General features: G+C 68.3%; 25 protein-coding genes and 1 pseudogene. 13 read left to right on the forward strand and 13 right to left on the reverse strand.

Annotated features, from left to right (window positions below; all coding sequences use genetic code 11):
• Together QQK43_RS19500 and QQK43_RS19505 are read left to right on the forward strand one after the other, a co-directional pair.
• Positions 1-182, forward strand: a pseudogene (locus QQK43_RS19500) (hypothetical protein); the annotation flags it as partial.
• Between the two features lie 14 nt (positions 183-196).
• Positions 197-1,498 carry an FIST signal transduction protein gene (locus QQK43_RS19505; RefSeq protein ID WP_284309101.1) on the forward strand — a complete coding sequence of 434 codons (1,302 nt, stop codon included), beginning with the start codon at positions 197-199 and terminating at the stop codon, positions 1,496-1,498.
• A 16-nt stretch (positions 1,499-1,514) separates the two neighbouring features.
• Here the strand turns inward: QQK43_RS19505 and QQK43_RS19510 are convergent, their stop codons facing one another.
• Genes QQK43_RS19510 through QQK43_RS19530 form a run of 5 tightly spaced genes read right to left on the reverse strand, consistent with a single transcriptional unit; the run spans position 1,515 to position 5,663 of the window.
• Positions 1,515-1,937, reverse strand: coding sequence for a VOC family protein (locus tag QQK43_RS19510; RefSeq protein WP_234264413.1), 423 nt, complete (start codon positions 1,935-1,937; stop codon positions 1,515-1,517).
• Between the two features lie 32 nt (positions 1,938-1,969).
• Entirely contained in the window at positions 1,970-2,932 is a 963-nt protein-coding gene (locus QQK43_RS19515; protein ID WP_284309102.1) for an ABC transporter substrate-binding protein, read from the reverse strand.
• 49 nt (positions 2,933-2,981) lie between these two features.
• A complete protein-coding gene (locus QQK43_RS19520; RefSeq protein WP_284309103.1) occupies positions 2,982-3,773 on the reverse strand; it encodes an ABC transporter ATP-binding protein in 792 nt (263 codons plus the stop codon).
• The gene (locus tag QQK43_RS19525; RefSeq protein ID WP_284309105.1) at positions 3,770-4,528 is read right to left on the reverse strand and encodes an ABC transporter permease; all 759 of its coding nucleotides are present in this window, start codon (positions 4,526-4,528) and stop codon (positions 3,770-3,772) included. Before QQK43_RS19525 ends, QQK43_RS19520 begins: the two co-directional genes overlap by 4 nt.
• Before the next feature lie 19 nt (positions 4,529-4,547).
• On the reverse strand, positions 4,548-5,663 hold the full coding sequence (locus QQK43_RS19530) for an aryl-sulfate sulfotransferase (RefSeq protein ID WP_234264417.1): 1,116 nt from the start codon (positions 5,661-5,663) through the stop codon (positions 4,548-4,550).
• 143 nt (positions 5,664-5,806) lie between these two features.
• Between QQK43_RS19530 and QQK43_RS19535 the strand changes: the two genes are divergently transcribed.
• A complete protein-coding gene (locus QQK43_RS19535) occupies positions 5,807-6,757 on the forward strand; it encodes a LysR family transcriptional regulator (protein ID WP_234264418.1) in 951 nt (316 codons plus the stop codon).
• Positions 6,758-6,782: 25 nt separating this feature from the next.
• Here the strand turns inward: QQK43_RS19535 and QQK43_RS19540 are convergent, their stop codons facing one another.
• Positions 6,783-7,514: a helix-turn-helix domain-containing protein gene (locus QQK43_RS19540; RefSeq protein WP_284309109.1), complete on the reverse strand. Its 732-nt coding sequence runs from the start codon at positions 7,512-7,514 to the stop codon at positions 6,783-6,785.
• Positions 7,515-7,636: 122 nt separating this feature from the next.
• On the opposite strand from QQK43_RS19540, the gene QQK43_RS19545 reads away from it, so the two are divergent.
• Together QQK43_RS19545 and QQK43_RS19550 are read left to right on the forward strand one after the other, a co-directional pair.
• Positions 7,637-8,491, forward strand: coding sequence for a hypothetical protein (locus QQK43_RS19545; RefSeq protein WP_284309111.1), 855 nt, complete (start codon positions 7,637-7,639; stop codon positions 8,489-8,491).
• 35 nt (positions 8,492-8,526) lie between these two features.
• Positions 8,527-10,482 (forward strand): MFS transporter, encoded by a 1,956-nt coding sequence (locus QQK43_RS19550; RefSeq protein WP_284309112.1) that lies wholly within the window; start codon positions 8,527-8,529, stop codon positions 10,480-10,482.
• Between the two features lie 124 nt (positions 10,483-10,606).
• Here QQK43_RS19550 and QQK43_RS19555 read toward each other — a convergent pair whose 3' ends face one another.
• Positions 10,607-11,299 carry a hypothetical protein gene (locus QQK43_RS19555; protein ID WP_284309114.1) on the reverse strand — a complete coding sequence of 231 codons (693 nt, stop codon included), beginning with the start codon at positions 11,297-11,299 and terminating at the stop codon, positions 10,607-10,609.
• A 390-nt stretch (positions 11,300-11,689) separates the two neighbouring features.
• Between QQK43_RS19555 and QQK43_RS19560 the strand changes: the two genes are divergently transcribed.
• The 5 genes from QQK43_RS19560 to QQK43_RS19580 all read left to right on the forward strand — a co-directional run bounded on the left by QQK43_RS19560 (position 11,690) and on the right by QQK43_RS19580 (position 15,663).
• Positions 11,690-12,187 carry a YiaA/YiaB family inner membrane protein gene (locus QQK43_RS19560; RefSeq protein WP_370465319.1) on the forward strand — a complete coding sequence of 166 codons (498 nt, stop codon included), beginning with the start codon at positions 11,690-11,692 and terminating at the stop codon, positions 12,185-12,187.
• 1 nt (position 12,188) lies between these two features.
• Entirely contained in the window at positions 12,189-12,647 is a 459-nt protein-coding gene (locus QQK43_RS19565) for a hypothetical protein (protein ID WP_284309115.1), read from the forward strand.
• 104 nt (positions 12,648-12,751) lie between these two features.
• Positions 12,752-13,549 carry a DUF2145 domain-containing protein gene (locus tag QQK43_RS19570; RefSeq protein WP_284309116.1) on the forward strand — a complete coding sequence of 266 codons (798 nt, stop codon included), beginning with the start codon at positions 12,752-12,754 and terminating at the stop codon, positions 13,547-13,549.
• An 81-nt stretch (positions 13,550-13,630) separates the two neighbouring features.
• Complete coding sequence (locus QQK43_RS19575) at positions 13,631-14,707, forward strand: zinc ribbon domain-containing protein (protein WP_284309118.1); 1,077 nt, start codon at positions 13,631-13,633, stop codon at positions 14,705-14,707.
• An 89-nt stretch (positions 14,708-14,796) separates the two neighbouring features.
• On the forward strand, positions 14,797-15,663 hold the full coding sequence (locus QQK43_RS19580) for a transglutaminase-like domain-containing protein (RefSeq protein ID WP_284309120.1): 867 nt from the start codon (positions 14,797-14,799) through the stop codon (positions 15,661-15,663).
• 27 nt (positions 15,664-15,690) lie between these two features.
• On the opposite strand, the gene QQK43_RS19585 is transcribed toward QQK43_RS19580, so the two are convergent.
• The 6 genes from QQK43_RS19585 to QQK43_RS19610 form a co-directional block, all read right to left on the reverse strand.
• A complete protein-coding gene (locus tag QQK43_RS19585) occupies positions 15,691-16,455 on the reverse strand; it encodes a ProQ/FINO family protein (protein ID WP_284309122.1) in 765 nt (254 codons plus the stop codon).
• Between the two features lie 23 nt (positions 16,456-16,478).
• Positions 16,479-17,657 carry a tRNA guanosine(34) transglycosylase Tgt gene (gene tgt / locus QQK43_RS19590; RefSeq protein WP_234264427.1) on the reverse strand — a complete coding sequence of 393 codons (1,179 nt, stop codon included), beginning with the start codon at positions 17,655-17,657 and terminating at the stop codon, positions 16,479-16,481.
• Between the two features lie 71 nt (positions 17,658-17,728).
• Entirely contained in the window at positions 17,729-18,979 is a 1,251-nt protein-coding gene (locus QQK43_RS19595; protein WP_284309124.1) for a PQQ-dependent sugar dehydrogenase, read from the reverse strand.
• Positions 18,980-18,996: 17 nt separating this feature from the next.
• Positions 18,997-19,149, reverse strand: coding sequence for a hypothetical protein (locus QQK43_RS19600; protein WP_284309126.1), 153 nt, complete (start codon positions 19,147-19,149; stop codon positions 18,997-18,999).
• Positions 19,150-19,299: 150 nt separating this feature from the next.
• On the reverse strand, positions 19,300-20,307 hold the full coding sequence (locus QQK43_RS19605; protein ID WP_284309128.1) for a BMP family protein: 1,008 nt from the start codon (positions 20,305-20,307) through the stop codon (positions 19,300-19,302).
• Between the two features lie 26 nt (positions 20,308-20,333).
• On the reverse strand, positions 20,334-21,263 hold the full coding sequence (locus QQK43_RS19610) for a LysR family transcriptional regulator (protein ID WP_284309129.1): 930 nt from the start codon (positions 21,261-21,263) through the stop codon (positions 20,334-20,336).
• 108 nt (positions 21,264-21,371) lie between these two features.
• On the opposite strand from QQK43_RS19610, the gene QQK43_RS19615 reads away from it, so the two are divergent.
• Genes QQK43_RS19615 through QQK43_RS19625 form a run of 3 tightly spaced genes read left to right on the forward strand, consistent with a single transcriptional unit; the run spans position 21,372 to position 23,577 of the window.
• Positions 21,372-22,763 carry an aromatic ring-hydroxylating dioxygenase subunit alpha gene (locus QQK43_RS19615; RefSeq protein ID WP_284309130.1) on the forward strand — a complete coding sequence of 464 codons (1,392 nt, stop codon included), beginning with the start codon at positions 21,372-21,374 and terminating at the stop codon, positions 22,761-22,763.
• Positions 22,760-23,251: an aromatic-ring-hydroxylating dioxygenase subunit beta gene (locus QQK43_RS19620; RefSeq protein ID WP_284309131.1), complete on the forward strand. Its 492-nt coding sequence runs from the start codon at positions 22,760-22,762 to the stop codon at positions 23,249-23,251. Before QQK43_RS19615 ends, QQK43_RS19620 begins: the two co-directional genes overlap by 4 nt.
• 14 nt (positions 23,252-23,265) lie before the next feature.
• The gene (locus tag QQK43_RS19625; protein WP_234264433.1) at positions 23,266-23,577 is read left to right on the forward strand and encodes a non-heme iron oxygenase ferredoxin subunit; all 312 of its coding nucleotides are present in this window, start codon (positions 23,266-23,268) and stop codon (positions 23,575-23,577) included.
• Positions 23,578-23,671: the final 94 nt, after the last annotated feature.

Consider the following 23,671-nt stretch of genomic DNA (forward strand, 5'->3'; position numbering starts at 1 on the left):
CGGCCCGTGGCCGCGCTTCGGCCGCGCCTGCGGCCCGCCGGGCGGCCACCCAGAGCGGCCTGGGCGCGGGTGACTGGCCGCTGCCCACGGCGTTTTTTCCGGGTTTCCAGTCGGCGCCAGCGCCGGCTGCTCCTGCTTCCGCACCTGCACCGGCCCGGCGAACCCCGGGGCGCCGCCGCTGACTTGGCCTGTTGCAATGAAACGTTTTCCCTACGCCCACGCCACCCACCCGCAGTGGCGCATGGCCGCCGCGCTGGTGCTGGCGCAACTGCGTGCGCAGATGGCCCTGCCTGAGCAGGCGGCCGCGCCCTCGCTCGGGCTGCTCTACATCACCGACCACTACGCCAGCGAAGCGCAGGCCATCCTGGACCACATCAGCGCCGAACTGCGCGAGGTGACCGACTGGGCCGGCACGGTCGGTATCGGCATCGCGACCAACAACGCCGAATACTTCGACGAGCCGGCGCTGGCGGTCATGCTGTGCGACCTCAGTCCCGACCAGTACCGCGTGTTCAGCGGCGTGGCACCGCTGCCGGCCAGCGGCACGGGTGATGGCGGTTTCGTGGCGCACACCGCGCTGCTGCATGCCGACCCGCAGCTGCACGACCTGGGCGAACTGGTGGCCGAACTGGCCGAGCGCACCCAGACCGGTTACGTGTTCGGCGGCCTGACCGCCAGCCGCTCGGCCAACGTGCAATTCGCGCTGGGCAGTGCGGGCAACCTGCGGGGGCAGGGTGAGGCCAGCGGCGTGCTCAGCGGGGGCATCAGTGGCGTGGCCTTCGGGCCCGAGGTGGAGCTGATCTCCCGCGTCACGCAGGGCGCGCAGCCGGTGGACCGCGAGCGCGAGGTCACCGCCGTGGAAGACAACGTGGTGCTCGCGCTGGACGGCGAGCCGGCGCTCGACGTGCTGCTGCGCGAGCTGGAGATCGACCTCGACCAGCCCGAGGCCGCCATGGCGCGGTTGCGGCGCACCCTGGTCGGCATCACGCCGCCGTCGCGCAGCGGCCTGGATCTCGACCTCAACCACCCGTCGCATGCCCGCGGCCAGTTTGGCCCGGAGGTGCTGGTGCGCCACATCATCGGGCTCGACCCGGGGCGGCGCGGCATTGCCATCGCCGAGCGGCCGTCCCTGGGCGCGCGGCTGGCATTCTGCGAGCGCCATGCGCAGGCGGCGCGGGCCGATCTGGTGCGCATCTGCAGCGAAATCCGCGAAGAACTGGCGCCCGAAATGTCGGGCATCGGTGATGTGTTCACCGCGCCGGACGATGCCACACCTGCCGCCCCGCGCCAGATCGCCGGTGCCATCTACGTGAGCTGCTCCGGCCGTGGCGGACCGCATTTCGGTGCTCCCAGCGCCGAGTTGCAGATCGTGCGCCGCGCGCTGGGTGATGTGCCGCTGGTGGGTTTTTTTGCCAATGGCGAGATCGCGCACCAGCAGCTCTACGGGTACACCGGGGTGCTCACGGTGTTCGTGCACGACGGCGTGCCAGCCGCCTGATCCTGGCGGTTCGCGCTCAGGCCGAAGATGGCGCGCTGATCCCCGGCGGCAGGTCTTCGCAGGCCAGGCGCAGCCGGTTGTGCTCGGGGTCGGCCAGCAGCGCCTGCCATTGGCCGTAGGCGGTGGCGAAGGGCGCGCGCAGCAACTGCCCACCCAGCACTTCGACCCGGGCCGCCACGGCGTCCACCTCGGCCGGGGTGTCCAGCAAAAAAATGGGGTAGCCCCCGGCCCGGGTTGCTGCAGTGCGTCGCGCTGCGGCGGGCCGGTCGGGCGAGGCCCGGCGCGCAGCGGCTTCGAAGCCGAACAGGAAGTCCGGCGTGTGCACCGAGCGGAACGAGGGCGAACGTGTGTAGGCGGCTTCGGGCAGGTCCAGCAGCGCGCGGTAGAAGGCCAGTTGCGCCTCGATGTCGCGGCAGCGCAGGTTGAACAGCAGCTTCATGCGACGGGCCTGGCGGGCTGCGTCTGGGCGGCTCAGGGCGCGAGGGTCACGCGGCTGGGGTCGAGCGCCTGCAGCGGGGCGGCGTCGATCCAGCGCCGGTACAGCGCGGTGCTGGGCTCGCCTTCCTTGACCAGGCCGCGCGCCTTGAGCCACTGGCCTTCCTTGACCATCACGTCCAGCGTGGCCGGGTCGAGCTTGATGCGGAACTCGTAGTCGCCCCAGGCGGCCTTGATGGCGTCGGCCGGCAAGGCCGGGCCGACGAAGCGGGCGGTGGTGGCCTGGGCTTCGGCGGTGTCGCGGTGCACCAGTTCTTCGCCCTTGAGCAGGGCCGCCAGCACGCGGCGCGTCTGTGCCGGGTTGGCGCTGGCCTTCTCCGAGGCGGCCAGGATGAAGCTGCTGGCGTGGCCGGGTAGGCGCAGTTCGCGGTACTGCGCGCCGAGCACGCGCTGGGCCGTGGGGTAGGCGTTGGGGAAAGGCACGATGGCGTCGACATCGCCGCGGGCCAGGGCGGGAATCATCTCGGGCGGCGGCACGTTCACCAGCTCGGCCTGCACGCCCGCAGCGGCGAGCGCGCTGGCGATGATGTAGTGCACGTTGGTACCCAGCGGCATGGCGATCTTTTTGCCGGCCAGGGCCTTCAGGTCGGTCAGCGGCTGATCGCCCTTGGCGATGACGCGGAAGCTCCGGTACTGCGAGAGCACGGCCACCACCGAGAACTTGAGGTTGCGCATGACACCGGCCACGGCCGGGAATTCGGCCATCACCGCGTAGTCGAGCTGGCCCCCGATCAGCGCCTCGAAGCCGGCGCGGCCGCTGGCGAAGGGCACGATCTTCACGTCCAGCTTCTCGGCCGCCCAGAGCTTCTTGTCGGCCGCTTGCGCGATCTGCGGCACGTCGGGGTAGGCGCCCCAGCCGATCGACACCGGGGTCGGATCCTGGGCCAGGGCCCGGGTGGCAAAGAGCATCAGCGCGGCGGCGCGCAGCAGGGATTTCATGGCGGTTCTCCTGGAGGGCAAAGAAAGGTGGCGGGGTTGAAGGGCGGTATCAGTGCGCGTCGCGCAGCAGGCGCAGCAGGTGGTTGCGGCGGGCGATGTAGGTGGCGTCGATCTGCTCGACCGAACGCGGCCGGGGGCTGTCGATGGCCAGGTCGTCGATGAAGCGGCCCGGCGCGGCCGACATGACCAGCACGCGGTCGGACAGCAGCAGGGCTTCGTCGATGTCGTGCGTGATGAACAGCACCGTGGTGCGGCGGGCTTCCCAGATGCGCAGCAGCAGCTCCTGCATGGCCAGCCGGGTCTGCGCGTCCAGCGCACCGAAGGGTTCGTCCATCAGCAGCACGTCGGGCCGTGCGGCCAGCGTGCGGGCCAGCGCCACGCGCTGGCGCATACCGCCCGAGAGCTGACCAGGGTGGTGGTCGGCTTTGCCCGACAGGCCCACTTCGTCCAGCGCCTGCAGCGCGGCGGTGCGGCGCTCGGCGCGCGGCAGGCCGAAGCGCTTGAGCGCAAATTCGACGTTGCCGGCGGCGGTGAACCACGGGAACAGCGCGTACTGCTGGAACATGACGCCCACGCGCGGCGAGGGGCCGCTGACGATGGCGCCGTCGACCTGCAGGCTGCCGCTGCTCAGCGGCGTGAAGCCGGCGATGGCGTTGAGCAGCGTCGACTTGCCGCAGCCCGAGGGGCCGATGACCGAGGTGAACGACCCCGGGGCCAGGGCGAGCGAGACCGGCGCCAGCGCCTGGATGTCGCGGCCGCGCTGGCGGAAGCGCACCTCGGCGTCGTGCCCCTGCACGTCGCCGCGTGCGGGGGCCGGGGGCGAAACGGTGGCGGTGTTCATGACTGCTCCCAGTGCACCAGGCGGCGGCTGATCTGCACGAACACGAAGTCCAGCAGGCCGCCGAGCAGGCCGAGTTCGATCAGACCGACGAACATGCGGTCGGTGCGGAAAAACTGGCGCGACTCCTGAATGCGGTAGCCGATGCCCGACGAGGCCCCCGTCAGCTCTGCCGCCACCAGGCTCAGGAAGGCCAGCGCCGCGCCCAGGCGCAGGCCCGAGACGATGTGCGGCGCGGCCGCCGGCACCACCACCTCGAAGAATTCGCGCCAGGTGCCGGCACCCAGCGAGCGCGAGGCGCGGATGTAGGTTGGTGCGATCTGCGAGGCGCCGTGGTCGGTGTTGAGCCAGACCGCCAGGAACACCGTGTACGTGATCAGGAAGTACTTGGAGGGCTCGCCGATGCCGAACCACACGATGGCCAGCGGCGCCAACGCGATCGCCGGGATCGGCCGCAGGATGTTGAGCAGCGGGTGCAGCGTGTAGCCCACGGGCCGCAGCCGCGCGGTCAGCAGGCCCAGCACCACGCCGAGCACGGCGCCCAGCGCGAAGCCGACGGCCGAGCGCTTGAGCGAGATCGCCAGGTCGGCCATCAGCACGCCTTCCTGGTACTGCTCCAGCGCGGCGTGCAGGATGGTGCCGGGGGCGGGCACGAAGTCGGGGTTGAGCCAGCCGGCCAGCGACGCAGCGCTCCAGAGCACCAGCACCAGGCCCAGCGACACCCCCAGTTGCGCCACGCGGGCGATGCTGTGGTTCATCATGCGCTCCGTCGAGGCGTCAGGCCCGCAGCCACGGCAGCGCCGAGGCCGGGTAGCGGAAGGTCTGGAACACGCTGTTCAGGCGGCCCGGCCCGGTTTTGCGCGCGGCGGCGTCGGGGTATTCGGCGAACCAGGGGATCACGTATTCCCACACCACCTCGCCGTCGGGGTTGACCTCGAACAGCCGGCCGGTGGCCGATTCGGTGATGTGCGTGTTGCCGTTCCACAGCCGCTGGGCGTTGCCCATGAAGGCGGTGTAGAAGGCGTTGACCATCTCGTCCTGGTAGCTCCAGACCACGCGGTTGTCGGCCGGGTCGATCTCGACCACGCGCGAGAAGGCCACGTGGGCGCCTTCGCGGAAGTTGCCGTTGTCGAAGGCCAGGATGTGCCCGTTGGCCAGCGGCACCGGCGCGTGCTGGTGCGAAACCACGCTGGGCGGCACGTGCAGCGTCACCGCGCCGCTGGCCTTGTCCACGCCGATGATGCCGGCGGTGGTGCGCAGGCTCATGAGCACCGTGCCGTCGGCCATCACGCCCAGGCCGTTGACCAGCGGCCAGTGGTAGCGGCCAAAGCCCGGGTGGATGGGGAAGTCCTCGGGCTTCAGGTGTTCCCAGGCCTTCCATTCCCACACCAGTTCGCCCGCGCGGTTGACCTCGCGGATCACGTCGGCGTACATCACTTCGTCGGGGCCGTGCGCGGTGCCGCCGGGCACGCGCGCGGCGAAACCTTCGGGCACCACGTCGCAGGCGGCGTAGAGCAGGTGGCCGTTGGGCAGCCATTGCGCGTCGTGGTGGTGGGCCGGGTCCTGGTAGCGCCAGACCACGTCGCCTGCGGGCGTGACCTCGTAGAAATCGCCGCCGTGCCACATCGACCAGGGCGCGTAGCGGTCCGGCGATTCGGCGTGGTTGCCGTTGTAGCCGAGGTTGCCGTTGGGCAGGATCACCGCGTGCCGACCGGCGCGCACCGGCAGCTTCCACTGGTGTGCGACACGGCCTTCGATGTCGATCAGGTATACGTGGCCGTCGGCGGTCTGCGGCGCGATCAGGGTGTAGCCGCCGGCGCTGGCGGCGGGGTCGTGGGCGATCAGGCCCACGCCGCGGCGGCGCTGGGTGATCTGGTCGACGGTGGTGGCCATGGGAGGCTCCTTGCTGAGGGGGTGCATCGCCGCCGAACAGGGACTCTCGGGGCGTCTGGGTGTGCACTGTAGAGGGCGTTCAGCGTCAGGAACAGCGCAATGTTTTTGCATCCCTGTCAGAAAAATCTTTACACTCGCCGGCCATGCCCGCGATCTCCCAGGCTTTCCGCTGTTTTGACGAAGTGGCCCGTCGCGGTTCGGTGCGCAAGGCCGCCGAGACCCTGCACCTGACGGCGGCGGCGGTCAACCAGCAGGTGCTCAACCTCGAAGCGCAGGTCGGCACGCCGCTGTTCGACCGGCTGCCCCGGGGCATGCAGCTCACCGCTGCGGGCGAAATCATGATCGCCGCCGTGCGCCGCAGCCAGCGCGACTATGACAACGCGCTCACGCAGGTCGAAGACATGCGCGCCCTGCGCCGCGGCCACGTCAACATCGGCGTCTCGCACTCCACCGCCGAATCGCTGCTGCCGCAGGTGGTGCAGTCGGTGCAGCGCAGCCACCCGGGCATCACCTTCAGCGTGCGCTCGGGCAATGGCGAATCGCTGCTGCGGGGCGTGGCCAACGGCGAGATCGACGTTGCCTACTGCCTGCGGCGCACCCCGCCGCCCGGTGTGGAAGAAGTGCGGGCACACCCGCAGCAACTGGGCGTGGTGATGGCGCCCGGGCACCCGCTGCACACCCCCGCGCGCCTGCTGCGGCTGCGCGACTGCCTGGACCACCCGCTGGTGATGATGTCGCCCGACATGGAATTGCGCAGCCTGCTCGAACGCATCGACCCGCGCCTGGCGCGCGCCGGCCGCCCACTGGTGGAAACCAGCTCGGTGCCCATGGTGCGGCGCCTGGTGGCGGGCAGCCAGGCGGTGAGCTTCCTGTTGCCCGACAACGTGGTCGAAGACGTGGACGCGGGCCGCCTGGTGTGGGTGGCGCTGGAAGATGCCGCCGCGCGCCTGTTCAGCGGCATCTACCAGCGCTCGGGCTACACCACCTCGGTGGCGATGGGACTGCTGTTGGGCGCGCTGGAAGCCGAGGTCAACGCCATCCACCAGCGCTTCGACCGGCAGGCCCCGCCCCCGCTGCAGGGCTTCGCCACCTGAGCCGCTGGCGCGGCGCGCGGGCCGTTCAGCGCCGCAGCGCGGTGAAGGCTTCGAACTCCCAGCTGCGCATCGCCAGCACCAGCGTGTAGCCCTCTCGGTCTTTCTGGGCCAGCTTCTGGTCGGTCTGGTGCTGCTGCGCAAAGTCCTGCGCCACACGCTGCAGGCGCTCCAGGAACACCGGCGCCAGCGCCCGGCTGACCGAGCCGTGCACGAGCATCAGGCCCTCGCCCGAGCCGTCGAAACCGCCCGCGAAGTAGTCGAGCAGAGCGTGCTCGCGGAAGTAGTTCATCACCGGGCCGTGCGGGCGCCAGCGGAAGGTCTTGGCCAGCTTCAGGCGGTAGCGGTTGAGCGGGCGCAGCTCGATGATGCCGATGCGGTCGAGCTGGGCCAGGTACTTCACGCATTCGGCCTCGGTGAGCCGGTAGGCGGCGGTGATCTGCTCCAGCGTCCACTGGCTGAGCACGCAGATCGCCACCAGCAGCAGCTTCTTGTCGGCCACCACCGCGCGTTCCTGTTCAGCCGTCATTTCCTTGAGCAGCGGCTGCGCGTCGGCCACGCGGCGCGCGAGTTCGGCGAAGTCGATCTTGAGCGCGCGGCAGATCTCGTCCACCCGCGAGAGCGACATGTCGCCCTTGGCCAGCATGCGCTTGACGCTCGACTCGGCCATGCCCAGCGCTTGCGCCAGGTCGGCGTAGGTCATCTGCGCGGCCTTGAGTTCCTTCTTGATCGTGCCGACGAGGTCGAGGGTGGTGCTCATGCGGATCGGGTACCGATTAGCGATACCAGTGGTGAAAAAAATGGCCACTGTATCGCATGGAGCCACCCGATCCGGTGGGCCGCCCGGACACTGCGCCCGCTGTTCCACCCCCTGGAGTTCCCATGCGATTGCCCGCCGTTTCCCCCTCTCCCGCCTTCGCGCGCTGGGCCACCGCCCTGCTGCTGCTCTGGTTGCTCGCGCTGACCGCCGGGCCTGCGCTGTCCGAAGCGCTTGGGTTCACGCTCAACGCCCACGGCCACGGCCACGCCCACGCCCACCTGCACGCGCACGGCCACCCCTTCGTCGACGCGCGCACCCTGTTCGGTATTCCGAACGTGATGGACGTGCTCACCAACGCGCCGCTCACTCTCGCGGGCCTCTGGGGTCTGCTGGCCTTGCGAGGCCGCACGCTGCCCGGTGCGACGCAGAAGGCCGCCCTGGTGTTCTTCGCCGGGCTGGTGGCCACCGGCTTCGGCTCGGCGGGGTACCACTGGGCGCCCGACGTTTCGGGTCTGGTCTGGGACCGCCTGGGTATGGCCGTGACCTTCGCGGGGGCGATCTCGTTGGCCGTGGCCGAGCGCGTGGGGCAGGTGCCAGCCCGTTGGTCGCTGCACCTGTCGCTGCCGCTGGCCACGTTCTCTGCCATCCTGCCAGCGTTCACCGGCAACGTGCTGCCCTGGGCCGTGATGCAGTTCGGTGGCATGGCGCTCATCGTCTGGCTGGCGCTGCGCACACCGGTGGCTGGCGCCATTGGCATCCGCCTGGGGGCGCTGATCGGTCTGTACGCGCTCGCCAAAGCGCTGGAGCTGGGCGATGCCGCCGTGTTCCACGCCACCGCCGACACGCTCTCTGGCCACAGCCTCAAGCACCTTACCGCGGCGCTCGCGGCCTGGCCCGTGATCGTGGCGTTGAGGCCGCAGCGCCCAGCCAAAGCCCCCGCGAGCCTGCGGCAGAATGCACCGGGCCGCGCCGCGTGAACCCCGCGCCAAGAACACCTCTGGAGGAGACCCGAATGTCCACCCCGCAAGCCGCGTTGAGCACCGACGCCATCGCCCACGCTGGCCACAGCAACCAGTTTGCCCTGCTCACGCAGCGCCGCTTCGGCCCCTTCTTCTGGGTGCAGTTTCTCGGTGCCGGCAACGACAACGTCTTCAAGTTCGCCTTCACCGTGCTGGTCACCTACCAGTTGCAGGTGCAATGGCTGCCGGCGTCGATGGCCGGGCTGGTGATCGGCGCGCTGTTCATCCTGCCCTTCCTGCTGTTTTCCGCCACCAGCGGGCAGCTGGCCGACAAGTACCCCAAAGAGGTGCTGATCCGCTTCGTGAAGAACCTGGAGATCGCCATCATGCTGCTGGCCGGCTGGGGCTTCATGCAGCAGCACGTGCCGATGCTGCTGTTCTGCGTGTTCCTCATGGGCCTGCATTCCACGCTGTTCGGCCCGGTCAAGTTCGCCTACCTGCCGCAGCACCTGAGCGAGCGCGAACTCATCGGCGGCAACGGCATGGTCGAAATGGGCACCTTCGTCGCCATCCTGCTGGGCAACGTGGCCGGCGGCCTGCTGATCGCGCTGCCCCTGGTCGGTCCGAGCTATGTGGCCGCAGCCTGCCTGCTGCTGGCCCTGCTGGGGCGTGCGCTGGCGCAGGCCGTGCCGGTCTCGCCCGCCACCGATCCGGCCTTGCGGATCAACTGGAACCCCTTCACCGAAACCTGGCGCAACCTCCAGCTCGCGCACGGCAACGTGGTGGTGTTCCGCTCGCTGCTGGGCATCAGCTGGATGTGGTTCTTCGGCGCCGTTTTCCTGAGCCAGTTTCCGGCCTTCGCGCACGACGTGCTGCGCGGGAACGAACAGGTGGCTTCGCTGCTGCTGGTGGTGTTTTCGGTCGGCATCGGCGCGGGCGCGCTGCTGTGCGAAGTGCTCAGCCGCCGGCATGTGGAAATCGGCCTGGTGCCGCTGGGCGCCATCGGCATGACGGTGTTTTCGGTGGACCTGTACTTCGCGGCCAAGGGCGTGCCGCCATCCACCGCCGTGCTCACGCTCGGCCAGTTCCTGGCTGAACCCGCGCACTGGCGCGTGCTGGCCGACCTGGGCCTGCTCTCGCTGTTCGCCGGCATCTACAGCGTGCCCATGTACGCGCTGATCCAGATGCGCAGCCAGCCCACGCACCGCGCCCGCATCATCGCGGCCAACAACATCCTCAACGCGCTGTTCATGATCGCCAGTTCGCTGCTGGCCGGTGCGCTGCTGGCTGCGGGCTTCAGCATCGCCGAGCTGTTCCTCATCGTCGGTCTGGCCAACGCCGTGGTGGCCGGCTACATCTTCCTGCTGGTGCCCGAATACCTGCTGCGCTTCGTGGCCTGGGCGGCTTCGCGCTTCGTCTACCGCTTTCAGGTGCGCGGCGACGAGCGGATTCCCACCGGCGGTGCGGCCGTGCTGGTGTGCAACCACGTCAGCTTTGTCGACGCGGTGCTGCTCATGGCCGCCAGCCCGCGCCCGATCCGCTTCGTGATGGACCACCGCATCTTCCAGGTGCCGGTGCTCGGCTGGCTGTTCAGGCTGGCCAAGGCCATCCCCATCGCGCCGCAGAAGGAAGACCCGGCGGTCTACGAAGCCGCCTTCCGCGAGGTGGCGCACACCCTGCGGGCCGGTGATCTGGTGGGCATCTTCCCCGAAGGCGCCATCACGCGCGATGGCCAGTTGAAGCCCTTCAAGGGCGGCATCATGAAGATCCTCGAAACGGCCAAAGCCGACGGCCTGCCCGAAGTGCCGGTCATCCCCATGGCGCTGACCCACCTGTGGGGGTCGTTTTTCAGCCGCATCGAAGTGGTCAACGGCAAACACCAGGCCATGGTGCGCCCCTTCCGGCGGGGCATGTTCAGCCGCGTGGGGCTGAATGTGGGCGACGCGGTGAAGGCGGAAGACGTGACGCCGGAGGGGTTGCGGGAGCGGGTGGCGGGGTTGTTGGATTGAAGAGTGGCGTGCGCTCCGGAGCCGGCGCCCACGCCGCGGGCGGACTGGTGCCTTCTTCCATGAAAGCGGTGCAAAACGGGAAGGCCTCGAGTGAATACAAACACCGCGGCCTGGACGCAGGCCTTTACTCCTGCCCCAGTCCCAAACGCTGAATCAATTCCTGGATCGCGGCGCTCACAACCGTCTTGATATCGTTTTCCACCACAGGCTCCAGCTCCGGTTTCAACGTCGCTCCTTTGTCCAAGGCGGCTTTGCCGTGTGTTTTGTCAACGATCATCTTCAGCGAGGTTTCGGTGACCAATGCGATCTGGCGGCCCGTTTTGGTTTCGAACAAACCGGCTTCCAGCGAGGCGTAGGCTGCTGAGTAAGGCGGCAACCCAAACGCGGAACGCTGGCGCACGCCGATTCCCTTGAGAGGGACTTCATTCAAAGGAACGAAGTCACCACCGACTGAAGGTGAAATCACCACAATCAGGTCAGCCACCTGCGCGGCAGGATGCTTCAACACATCTTCCTTGGTGAGCCCGTCGAGCTCCAATGCCTTGACGGTTGTGAAACGGCCTCCCTTGCTCAAAGTCGTTTCAGCATTTTTCAATGCCAGGGACGCCAGTTGCCAATCAGGGCGCTCCAGCTTGGACGAGTCGTTGTTGAATGCCGTTGTTCCTATCCAGGAAAGCCGAATGGTCGAATCCAGCGTGGCAGCAATGGCCAACGACTTTCCGTCTGTCGCCGTCTGTATGGCAGCTTTGTCGACAGATGCGCAGCCCCACAAGCCCGTGGCTGTCAATGCAACGAAAAAGTAGCGGAAAAATTTCATGGAACTCCTCGGGTAATTTTTTGAATAACCGGCGCATTATCCAAGGCCAGCTATCGATTGTTGCCACTCCTTCACAGAATTGAATGGGGCGCTGGAATTCATGCCCAACCAAGTGGCGCAGAGGTTCTGGAGCTCGGTGCATTGCTGGGCAGTGAAGGGTTCCATGCCAGTGCCCTGAGTTGTTGCCTCGTGCCCCCCTGTTTGGCCTGCTGGATCGCACGGCAGATGGTCTTCCGGTCTGCTGCGTGGGGCGTGCCAACCGGAAAACGACCGAGATCCGAAAACAGCCAGTGTGCGAGGGTATCGAAATTCGATGCTGGTGGTTATCGAAACCTGTTCTGGTGGATGAAAGTGCGCCGGTTCACCGTGAGGGTTGCCACCATCCGCCCCATGTTCAACAACCCACCGAGGTTTCACATGGTCAGCGGCTCCCGTTCCCCCCTCATCGTGATGCGCGACACCCGCGCCTGGCAGTTCCAGGTCTGGGCCTCGTTCGGGCTCGCGGTCTTTCTCTGTGCCATCGGCCTGGCGTGGCTGCCCGGTCAGGCGCTGGACCGGGCGTTCATGGTGATGGGGTATGTGTTCTGCCTTTCGACCGCGTTCGTGCTGTCCAAGGCGGTGCGCGACCAGCAGACCGCGCAGCGGGCGGGAGAGTCCGAGACACCGATGTGGCGCTTCGTGGTGTGGGGTGGCTTCGGTGTCGCGATGGGTCTGACGGTCTGGGGCTTGCTCCGCATGGAGATCAACGAGACCTACAAGGCCTATCTGGGCGTGAGCTGGCTGTACCTGGTGACGTCGGCGTTCACGCTGGCCAAAACATTGCGCGACCGGCATGAGGCGGACCTGATGGACCGTGCTCGCGATCGCTTCCCCACGCAGGAGCAATGACATGAACGCTGTTTTTCTGAAGAAGCTGTGTGTGGCGGGCTGTCTGGCCGCTGCCTTGGTGGCGGCGCCGGTGCGGGCGCAGAGCGAGGCTTCACTGGCGCTGTCGGCCCTGCCGGTGGCGTCGGTGGTGGGGGCGGGGGCTTCGGCCGCAGGCGGTGCTGCTGCGCTGAGCACGGTGCCGGCAGCGCTGACGCTCAGCGGCGCGGTGCTGGTGGTGAAGGCGGTGGACGTGTCGGCGCGCGGCACGGTGATCGTGCTGGAGCGCGTGTCCGATGGTGCGCGCACCAGTGTGGAAGTGACCGGGCATGCGGCTTCGGGCGTGGGGGCCAGTGTGGGCACGGCGGTCGCGGTGAGCGTGATCGGTGCGGGGGTGGTGCTTTCGGCGGCGGGGGAGGTGCTGTGCTTCATCCCGAACGCGCTGGGCCGTGCGTTGCTGCACAACGAGAAAATCACCCACTGAACCCCGCAACACGCTTTCCGCTTTCCCCTGGGGGCGACACCAGCGGCCCGGCTCAGCCGGTTCTGTGGTGTCTGCTGGACGGGCCATTTCACACGAGAGGCATCATGAAAACCCAATGGCATTTGGGGTTGGCGCTGCTTTGCGCATGCGCCGTCACCGCGGCCCATGCCGGCCGTTCCTGCGAGGCGCGTCCGTTGACGCCACAGGCGCTGGAGCAAGGCCTGGAACTGGCGCAGCGCATGGCACAGGCGCTGGACGCCGAGTTCGTGCGCAGCGGCGCGCGGGTGGTGGTGCTGGGCCGGGCGGGGCAGGACCTGTCAAAGTACCAGCTGCGCTGGTCGCACCTGGGCTGGGCCTACAAGACGACCGAAGGGCCGTGGCGCGTGCTGCACAAGCTCAACCAGTGCGGCACGGGCCACGGGGCGCTGTACCGCCAGGGCCTGGGGGAGTTTTTCCTGGACGACTTGTGGCGTCACGAGGCGGTGTGGTCGGTGCCGGCGCCGTTGCTGCAGGCACCGCTGTACGCCGTGCTGACCGACCCCGCGCGCAGCGTGCGGCTGAACGAGCGGGCCTACAACATGGTGGCCTACGCCTGGGGCACGCGCTACCAGCAGTCCAACCAGTGGGCGCTGGAGACCTTGGCGTTGGCGGCCGACCCGGGCGTGACCACACGGCCGCAGGCACAGGCCTGGCTGGGGTTCAAGGGCTACCAGCCGAGCACGCTGCGGCTGGGCCCGATGACGCGCCTGGGCGCCAGCAGCACGTCGGCGCACATCCGCTTCGACGATCACCCGAACGCCAAGCGGTTCTCCGACCGCATTGAAACGGTGACGGTCGATTCCGTGCTCGACTGGATGACCCGCACCGGGTTGGGTTCAGCGCCGCAGCAACTGGTTCTGTGAAGCCGTCGCAGGGCGTGCGGGAGAATGAGCGCGCGGCGACGTATCGTCGTGGGCATTCCATGAAGAAAGAGGGAAGTTGACATGAGCAACGCTTTGCGTTTGTCGGAAAAGTGGTTCCGCCGTGGCCTGTGGCTGGTGGCGTTTCTGTTCGCGTGGTTTCTCACCGGCTTGGGCAGCACCATCGTGGGCGATCTGCCGCAGGTGGAGCAGCAACGCTCGCTGGAAGACTTCATGGACGCGTCGCGCACAGCGGCCCTGCGCCAGACGCTGAAGTCCACGGAGCAGGCGGCGGAGGACGCGCAGGCCGCGCTGGAACAGGCGCAACTGAAGTTGCAGACCGCCAGGGCCGACAACCGCGCGGCGCGCGAGACCTTCGACAACTGGCTGGCCACGCGCCGTGCCACGCAGCGGCCCGAGCAGGATGACGAACTGCTGCAGCGCACGCGCGAACTGGACGGTCTGCGCCAGGCCGAGCGCGACGCGCTCGCGGCGGTGCAGCGACAGCAGCAGGCCGCGCTGGACGCCAGCCAGGCCAGCCAGCGGGCGCAGGCCGAACTGGGCCGTCTGCAGGACGCAGCCCGCGAGGCCTACCGGTCGGCCCAGCGCGCCCAGGAACTGCGCGTGTTCGGCTACCGCCTGGCGCTCACGCTGCCGCTGCTGGTGGTGGCGGGCTGGCTGTTCAAGAAGCACCGTCAGGGCGCATCGTGGCCGTTCGTGTGGGGTTTCATCTTCTTCGCGCTGTTCGCCTTCTTCGTCGAACTGGTGCCCTATCTGCCGAGCTACGGTGGCTACGTGCGCTACATCGTCGGCATCGTGCTCACGGTGATCGGTGGTCGCTACGCCATCCAGGCGCTGCAACGTTATCTGGAGCGGCAGAAGCAGGCCGAAGCCCAACCCGACAACCAGCGCCGCAAGGAGCTGGACTACGACCTGGCGCAGGCCCGGCTGGCCAAGAACGTGTGCCCGGGTTGCGAACGTGCGGTCGATCTGAAGGACGGCAAGACCGATTTCTGCCCGCATTGCGGCCTGTGCCTGTTCGACCGCTGCGGCCATTGCAGCACCCGCAAAAGTGCGTTTGCGCGCTACTGTTTTGCGTGCGGCACAGCGGCTGTGCCCGCGGGGCGGGCAGAGGACGCACCTGCACAAACAGCGACCTGAGTGGCCGGTTGAGGCGCCGTATGGGCGCATACTGCAGCCTTGTTTGACTTTTCCGGAAAGCCGGGTGCCCGTGGTACCTGCCCACCGCCATGATTCGCCTTGATTTGCGCATCGAGTTGAACTACGACATCGATGCCTTCGGTGCGGACTTCATCTTCAACATCCATCCCGCGTTCACGCCGCAGCAGCGGGTGCTGAACGAGAACCTGTGGCTCAGCCAGGCGCTGTCGCCCCTGCTGCAGACCGAGTCGCACAGCGGCAACCGGCTGCTGCGCCTGCGGGCCGGTCCGGGGCCGCTCCGGCTGGTCTACACCGCGCTGGTGGAAATCGAACACCACAGCGTGCCGCCGACGCAGTTGAACGAAATCCCGGTGGCGCAGTTGCCGGCTGACGCACTGCGCTACCTGTATCCCAGCCGCTATTGCCAGTCGGACCGGCTGGGCCGTCTGGCCCATCAGGCTTTCGGCTCGTTGTGGCAGGGCCATGACCGGGTGATGGCCGTGCAGCACTGGGTGCAGCGCCAGGTGACCTTCACGCCGAACACCACGAATGGCAATACGTCGGCGGTGGACACGCTCATCGAGCAGGTGGGTGTGTGCCGGGACTTTGCGCACCTGATGATTGCGCTGCTGCGCGCGCTCAACATTCCGGCGCGCATCGCCACCGGCACCGATTACGGGGCCGATCCGGCCCTGGGCCCGCCCGACTTCCACGCCTACGTCGAGGTCTATCTGGGCGGGCGCTGGTGCATCTTTGATCCGTCGGGGACGGGCATTCCCATGGGGTTCATGCGCATCGGCACCGGCCGCGACGCCGCCGATGTGGCGTTCGCCACGATCTTCGGTGGCGTGAGGACCCAGGCGCCCATCATCAGCGCCGTGCCGTCTGCCGGCAGCCCGATACCGCAGCACAGCGCGTACGCGGTGTCCACCGACGCCGGGCTGGTGCGGGCCTGACCCACGGCCGCGGCCGCAGCGCGGCGGTCAGTGGTCGCTGGCGCCGCTGCGCCGGATGGCGCGCTGGACGTCGCCCAGCGGCAGGCCGTAGCTGCTGGCGAAGTCGGCGGGCGACAGGCCGCTGCCGTGGAAGGCGCGCAGCAGGGCCTCGTCGCGCGCGGCCTGGCTGGCCACGTCGGCCAGGGCTTCCAGGGTCAGCGCGTTGACTTCCTCGTCACGGCCCAGCACTTTTTCGGCATAGGCCTCGCGGCTCAGGCCGCTGGCTTCAAATGCCTGGGCCACGCGCTGGCGGAATTTGGGCCGCAGGTCTTCGGGCGTGCGCTGCTGGCGGCGGCGGAACACTTCCACCAGTGCGTGGTGCACGTGTTCGGGCGCCAGGTCTTCCACCGCCTGGCCGGCCAGGTCGTGGCGCTGCTGGCCGCTGGCGACCACGGTGAGGTAGCGGCTGGAGCGGGTGTGCAGGGCGAGGGCGGTCTTGAGCGCGTCCTTGTCCAGGGCGTCGGGGTGGGCGGCCAGCAGGTCCTGGAAGATGCCACGCTTGAGCGGTTTGGGCGTCTCGCCGAACAGCGCCGGGTAGAGCGTGGCCAGTTGCTCCAGCACCGGGTGCTGCGGCCTGGCGGGGCGTTTGCTGCTTTCGGCCGTGCCGGCACGGCGCGCCGGGTTGCCGGCCGGGGCCCGGCGTGGCGGGCGGTTGCGCGATGAGCGATTGCGGGCCGGGGCGGCGGTGTCTGCTGCGGGGGTGGCGGGGGCCGGGGTGGCTTCGGCAGGGGTCGGGTTCGGTGGCGTGGTCATGTCGGGGTGTTCGGGGCCTGAGGTCATACGCCGCGCGCGCGGTCGCTGCGGAACTGCTGCTGGAAGGCGGCGAAGGCGCCGGCGTCGAGCGCAGCCCGCACTTCTTTCATCAGGTTCAGGTAGTAGTGCAGGTTGTGGATGGTTGCCAGCATGGGGCCGAGCATTTCGCCGCAGCGGTCCAGGTGGTGCAGGTAGGCGCGGCTGAAGCCGTCGCGCCCGCCATCGGCATGGGCCACGCCGGAGCGGCCGGCGCAGGCGTAGCAGGTGCAGGTTTCGTCGAGCGGGCGGTGGTCGCTCTTGTGCCGCGCGTTGCGGATCTTCAGGTCGCCGTAGCGCGTGAACAGGTGGCCGTTGCGCGCGTTGCGCGTGGGCATGACGCAGTCGAACATGTCGACGCCGCAGGCCACGCCGTCGACCAGGTCTTCGGGTGTGCCCACGCCCATCAGGTAGCGTGGCTTGTGCGCCGGCAGGCGGTGCGGGGTGTGCGCCATGATGCGCAGCATCTCGTCCTTGGGCTCACCCACGCTCACGCCGCCGATGGCGTAACCGGGGAAGTCCATCTCGACCAGCGCCTCCAGCGATTCCTGGCGCAGGTGTTCGAACATGCCGCCCTGCACGATGCCGAACAGCGCGTTGGGGTTGCCCAGGCGCTCGAATTCGGTTTTTGACCGAACCGCCCAGCGCCGGCTCATTTCCATGCTCTTGCGGGCTTCGGCTTCGGTGGTGATGTGGCCCACGTTCTTCTCGCCCTGCCAGTAGGGCGTGCACTCGTCGAGCTGCATCACGATGTCGGAATTGAGCACCGTCTGGATCTGCATGCTCACTTCGGGCGACATGAACAGCTTGTCGCCGTTGACGGGCGAAGCGAAGTGCACGCCTTCTTCGGTGATCTTGCGCATGTCGCCCAGGCTCCAGACCTGGAAGCCGCCCGAGTCGGTGAGGATGGGCTTGTCCCACTTCTCGAAGCCGTGCAGGCCGCCGAAGCTCTGCATCACGTCCAGGCCCGGACGCATCCACAGGTGGAAGGTGTTGCCCAGGATGATCTGGGCGCCCATGTCTTCCAGGCTCGCGGGCATGACGCCCTTGACGGTGCCGTAAGTGCCCACGGGCATGAAGATGGGCGTCTCAACCACACCGTGGTTGAGCGTGAGCCGGCCGCGGCGCGCATGGCCTTCGGTTTTGAGCAGGTCGAACTGAAGCATGGGGCGATTGTCTCAAAGCGGCCCGGGGTGTGCCCGGGCCGGGCTTCGTCCTTTTCAGGGAACGCGCTCCGCTACCGGTGCTTTCCTTCCGGCGCCACCACCAGCACCGTGCGGTTGCGGTCCTCCACGATCCACAGCCGCCCCTGCCGGTCGACGGTGATGCCGGCCGGGTTGCCCAGTGGGCGCACGCCCCGCTGCGCTGTCCAGCCGGCCACCTCGTTGCGGGCGGCGCCGGTGGGCTGGCCGTCGCGGTTGAGCGTGAAGCTGACGATCCGGTGGCCCTGGCTGCGGTAGCCGTGCCAGACGGCGAGCAGCCGGCCGCTCCAGGGTGTGGCGCGGTCCGGGTGGTCGGCGGGCGGCACCGTGAGCAGTTGCAGCGGTGCCACGTGCGCGGGCCAGGCCATGACCGGCGGCGTGTGGTCACTGGCGCGGCAGCGGGTGCGGCCTTCGTAGCCGCGCGCCACGACCGGGCGGCCGCGGGCGTCGCTCAGGCATTGGGGCCAGCCGTGGTCAGAGCCTGGTTTCAGTTCGTTGAGCTCTTCGGCGGGCAGCGTGGCATCGGTGTAGTCGACCGAGTTCTCGGCCTGCCACAGGCGCGGCCCTTTCGGGCCGGCGGTGAAGGCCAGGCCGAGCGAGTTGCGCAGGCCGGTGGCGTGGGGGCGCAGCGACTGCAGGGTGTGTTCCGGTCCGCCGAGCACGGCCTCGTACACCGCCGCGCGCGGTTGCGGGCCCTGTTTTTCCGGGCAGGGCAGGGGCTGCTGCTGGCGGTCGTCGCGGCAGGCGTCGGTGGCGGAGCCGAGGTTGATGAACAGGTGGCCGTCAGGGCCGAAGACGATTTCCTTGAGCGGGTGCGCGCCATCGGCGGGCAGGTCCGTGATGACGTCTTCGCGCTGCACGTTCAGCCCGACCGGGGTGCGCCAGATGGTGCCGGCCTCGCCCACGTAGACCTTGCCGTCGGGTCCGAGCGCCAGGCCGTGCGGGCGGTCGAGCCGGGCGGCCAGGATGCGGGTGCGCGCTTCGTCGCCCGGGGCCTCGGGCAGGACCAGTTCCAGCAGGCGCCCACGGTGGGGTTCCCAGTTGCCCATGTCGGCGATCCAGAAGCGGCCGGGGGCCACTTCCAGAATGCGGCGGGGCATGGAAAGCCCTTGCGTGCCCGTGGCGACCAGGCCCGCGCACCAGCCGGCAGGCGTGGCCAGCGCGACGCGGGGGAAGCCGGCGCATTGGCCCTGGGTCAGATAGGCTGCTTGCGCGAAAGCGTTGAAGGACAGGACAGCACTGGCCAGCCAGAGGGCCAGATAGCGAAGGCGTGTTGCGCCGGGCATGGCTGTGGCCAGCCGGCTCAGCGCCCCGGGATCGTGGTGCTCAGCGTCTCGGTCGTGCGCTCACTCTGGACCGTCAGCGGTTCGGATTGGTCCCAGCTCCAAGCCAGCAACACCGCCAAACCCAGCGACATCAGGAGGGCCAGGCCCAGGCGGAACAGGATTTCAATCACGGACAGTCTCGTGGCGTTGCATGGCGATGGGGCGATTGTGCCCGCCATGACGGATGTTTTCTTGGGGCGCTGGCCCCGTTGTTCAATATCTCTCACCAACGAAACACATTGTGGTGATTTCGTTCACAGGGCCGTGGCCCTGCAATCGGGTCAGGCCGTGAACTCGGGGCCGGTGTATTGCTCGGGGATACGCACCTTGCCGGCCGCAATGTCCCTTCGCACGCTCTCGAGCGCTGCCCGCACGGGCGCGGCCACATCCGGCGCCAGGGCCAGGCGCACCGCTTCCGGGTCTTCCAGGCCGATCTGCCGCAGCACGCCGCCCTGCCAGCGGCCTTCGGCATGGTCGCGGGCGGCGGCAAACACCGCCTTGCTGACTGTGGCCATCGCCGATCCGATGAAGACACCGGGGTTGCGTTGCGTCCAGTCGATCACGTTGCCGATCTGGCGCGTCTGGCGCTCCGCGCAGGCGTCGGTCACACCCTGGCGCCCGGCGTTGAGCATGGTGAAGATGACATCGGCACCGGCGTCCATCTGGGCCAGGGCGATGCGTTTGGACAGGGCATTGTCGTCCTGGTTGCCCGAGAAGTTGGTCAGCAGCTTGACCTTGGGGTCCGTGGCCGCGACGCCCGCAGCAAAAGCCGCCCGGCCCTTGAGGCCCGGGGTGACGCGGATGCCGGACATGTGGCCCACCACGCCGGTGCGGGTGGTCAGGGCGGCCAGCGCGCCAGCCAGAAAGGCCGATTGCTCCTGCAGTACCTCATAGCTCGACAGGTTGGCGGCCTTCACGTTGCCCTGGGTGACCACAAAACGCACGTTGGGAAACTCGCTGGCCACTTGCTGGGCGGCGGCGTTGTTCTGCCCGCCGTGGGCGATGACCAGACCGGCTGCGCCACCCGCCAGGTCGCGCAGCGCGGCTTCGAGCAGTTCTTTGCGGGGTGCGACCTTGTCGATGTAGCGGCCCGACAGGCCGAAGGCCTTCTGGGCCTGGACGAAGCCTTCGTAGCCCGATTGCATGAATCCCTGGTCGTTGACTTGGCCGGCGAACAGGGCATTGACCGGCGAAGGGGCGGGGCGCGTGGCGCAGGCACCCAGGCCCAATGCGGTGGCGGAGAAGCCGATCAGGGCGTGGCGGCGGGAGAGCAGATGCGGTTCGTTCATGGGATTGGTACAGATGAAAACGGCGGTCACGCAGAAACCGTGCCTGCCTCGCCCGCACCAAAAAGCCTCGCGAGGCACCCCCGCAGCCACTGATGACCGGGGTCGCGGTGCAGGTGGGCGTGCCAGTACTGGGCGATGGTGCTGACCGGCAGCTTCAGCGACAGCGGGCGTGCCACCAGCGCGTGGGGCGCTGTCAGCCGCTCGGCCAGGCGCTCGGGCACGGTGGCGATCAAGTCGGTGTTGCCCAACACATGGCCCAGGGCCACGTAGTGCGGCACGGTCAGTTGCACCGTGCGGTGCACGCCGAGGCGTTGCAGGGCTTCTTCGACCAGACCGTGCGCCGTGCCCGCCGACACCACGCGCACGTGCGCCGCTTGGCGGTACAGCGTGGCGGTCACCTGCGGGCGCACGGCCAGCGGGTGCGCCTGGCGCATCAGCGCCACGTAGCGCTGGCGGAACAGCGCCTGCTGGAAGTAGCCTGCCTGCAATGGCGGCAGCGAGCCCAGGGCGAGGTCCACGCGGCCGGTCGCCATGTCCTCGCGCAAGGTGGAGTCGGCCACGGTGACGGCGCGCAGGGTCACGCCGGGGGCCTCGTGCGCCAGGGTGTCCATCAGCACCGGCAGGAAGTAGATCTCGCCGACGTCGGTCATGGCCAGGGTGAAGCAGCGGTCGCTGTTCGCCGGGTCGAAGCTGGCGCGCACGTTCAGCGCGCTTTGCAGCGTGTGCAGCGCCTGCGCCACCGGGGACGCCAGTTGCTGGGCATAAGGCGTGGGCACCATGCCGGCCGGGGTGCGCAGGAACAGCTCGTCGCCCAGCAGGTCGCGCAAGCGGCGCAGGGCGTTGCTGACCGCCGGCTGGCTCAGCCCCAGCGACTCGGCCACGCGCGAGACCCGGCCGTCCTGCACCAGGCGGTCGAACACCAGCAGCAGGTTGAGATCCAGCTCGGTCAGCTTCATGGCTCTTGCATATTCACGGGGTGAATAAAGGGTATCACGCCAATTCCCTTGCCGGATGGTCGGACTGCCCCGATCATGCGGGCCACAAGAACACCCACGGAGACAAGCATGCACCCTGCCAGCGGGCCCGACGCCCTGCACTGGGAAGCCGGCGGCACCAGCCGCATCCCGTTTGCCGTCTATACCGACGAGCAGCGCCACCGGCGCGAACTCGATCGCTTCTTCTACCAGGGCCACTGGTGCTACGTTGGCCTGGAAGCCGAGATCCCGAACGCCGGGGACTTCAAGCGCACCGTGGTCGGCGAACGCTCGGTCATCATGACCCGTGCGGCCGACGGCCAGATCCACGTGGTGGAGAACGTCTGCGCGCACCGCGGCATGCGCTTCTGCCGCAAGCGCCACGGCAACGCCACCGAGTTCGTCTGCCCCTACCACCAGTGGAGCTACCAGCCCGACGGCACGCTGCAGGGCGTGCCGTTCCGGCGCGGCGTGCGCCAGGACGGCAAGGTCAACGGCGGCATGCCGGCCGATTTCAATCCCAAGGACCACGGCCTGACGCGTCTCAAGGTCGCCGTGCGCGGTGGGGTGGTGTTCGCCAGCTTCGACCACAACGTCGAATCGCTGGAAGACTACATGGGGCCGACCATCCTCACCTACTTCGACCGCCTGTTCAACGGCCGCAAGCTCACCATCCTGGGCTACAACCGCCAGCGCATCCCCGGCAACTGGAAGCTGATGCAGGAGAACATCAAGGACCCGTACCACCCCGGCCTGCTGCACACCTGGTTCGTCACCTTCGGGCTCTGGCGCGCCGACAACAAGAGCGAGCTGCGCATGGACGCGCACCACCGCCACGCGGCCATGGTCTCCACCCGCGGCAGCATGGGCCAGGCCAGCGGCCAGGCGGCGCAGGTGACGCAGGTGTCCAGTTTCAAGGAGACGATGCAACTGGAAGACCCGCGCTTCCTGGACATCGTGCCCGAGCCCTGGTGGCAGTTGGGGGGGCAAGAACCAGCGCCGCCGGGCCGCCCCAAGGCGCCGGGCGCCCCCTCGGGGGGCAGCGAAGGACACGAAGTGCCGAGTGTGGGGGTTCAAGTTCCCACGGCGGTCATGACGACCCTGTTCCCCAGCGTGATCTTCCAGCAGCAGGTCAACAGCGTGAGCACGCGCCACATCCAGCCCGACGGCCACGGCGCCTTCGACTTCGTGTGGACGCACTTCGGCTTTGCGGACGACACGGAAGAGATGACGCAGCGCCGTCTGCGCCAGGCCAACCTGTTCGGCCCGGCCGGCTTTGTCAGCGCCGACGACGGCGAGGTGATCGAGTTCTCGCAACAAGCCTTCGACAGCAAGCCGCAGCACCGCGCGCTGGCCGAACTGGGCGGGCGCGAGGTGGGCGAAACGGATCACATGGTGACCGAGACGCTGATCCGTGGCATGTACGGGTACTGGCGAAAAGTCATGGAGGCACCGGAGAAGAACGAAGGAGGTGCCGCATGAGCGCGCTCGTCAAAGTTGACTTCGACACCTGGCAGGCGCTGCAGCAGCTCTACAGCGACTACGCGTTTGCGGTGGACAGCGGCCAGTGGGAACTGTGGCCGGAGTTTTTCACCGTGGACGGCGTGTACAAGCTGCAGCCGCGCGAGAACCACGAGCGCGGGTTCCCGCTCTCGACGCTTGCCTTCGACAGCCAGGCCATGCTGCGCGACCGTGTCTACGGTATCAAGGAAACCCTGTTCCACGACCCGTACTACCAGCGCCACGTCGTGGGTGCGCCGGTCGTGCGCCAGACCGACGAGCAGGGGCGGCTGCACTGCGAGGCCAACTACGCGGTGTTCCGCACCAAGCTCGACGGCCCCAGCACGGTGTTCAACGTTGGCCGTTACCTCGACATCGTGACGAAGACGCCGGACGGCCTGAAGTTCGCCCAGCGTCTGTGCATCTACGACAGCGAGATGATCCCCAATTCCATCATTTACCCGATTTGATCAGGACAGCACTCATGAGCAACTGGACCGACGTGGCCGCCGAGGCCGATCTGTTCGAAGGCGCGGGCATCCCGGTCGCACCTGCTGGGCACGATATCGCGCTGTACCTGCAGGACGGGCAGGTGTTTGCCACCGACAACCTCTGCACGCACGGCCACGCCAAGCTGTGCGATGGTTTTCTGGAGGGGTTCGAGATCGAATGCCCTTTTCATCAAGGCCGCTTCGACATTCGCTCCGGCGCAGCGACGTTGGCACCCTGCACGGAACCGATCAGGAGCTGGCCGGTGAAGGTCGAGGGTGGCCGGGTCTGGCTGGACTTGGCTTAGTTGTGATGTCTCAATAGGTTGTTCACCCGGAAGGGTCTGGGAGACTGGAGTTACGACGCTTCAGAACTCTCAGAGGAATCCCCCCGGATGAACA

Origin of the sequence: Hydrogenophaga electricum, from assembly GCF_030160815.1 — a bacterium.
In the GTDB taxonomy this organism is placed as follows: domain Bacteria; phylum Pseudomonadota; class Gammaproteobacteria; order Burkholderiales; family Burkholderiaceae_C; genus Hydrogenophaga; species Hydrogenophaga electricum.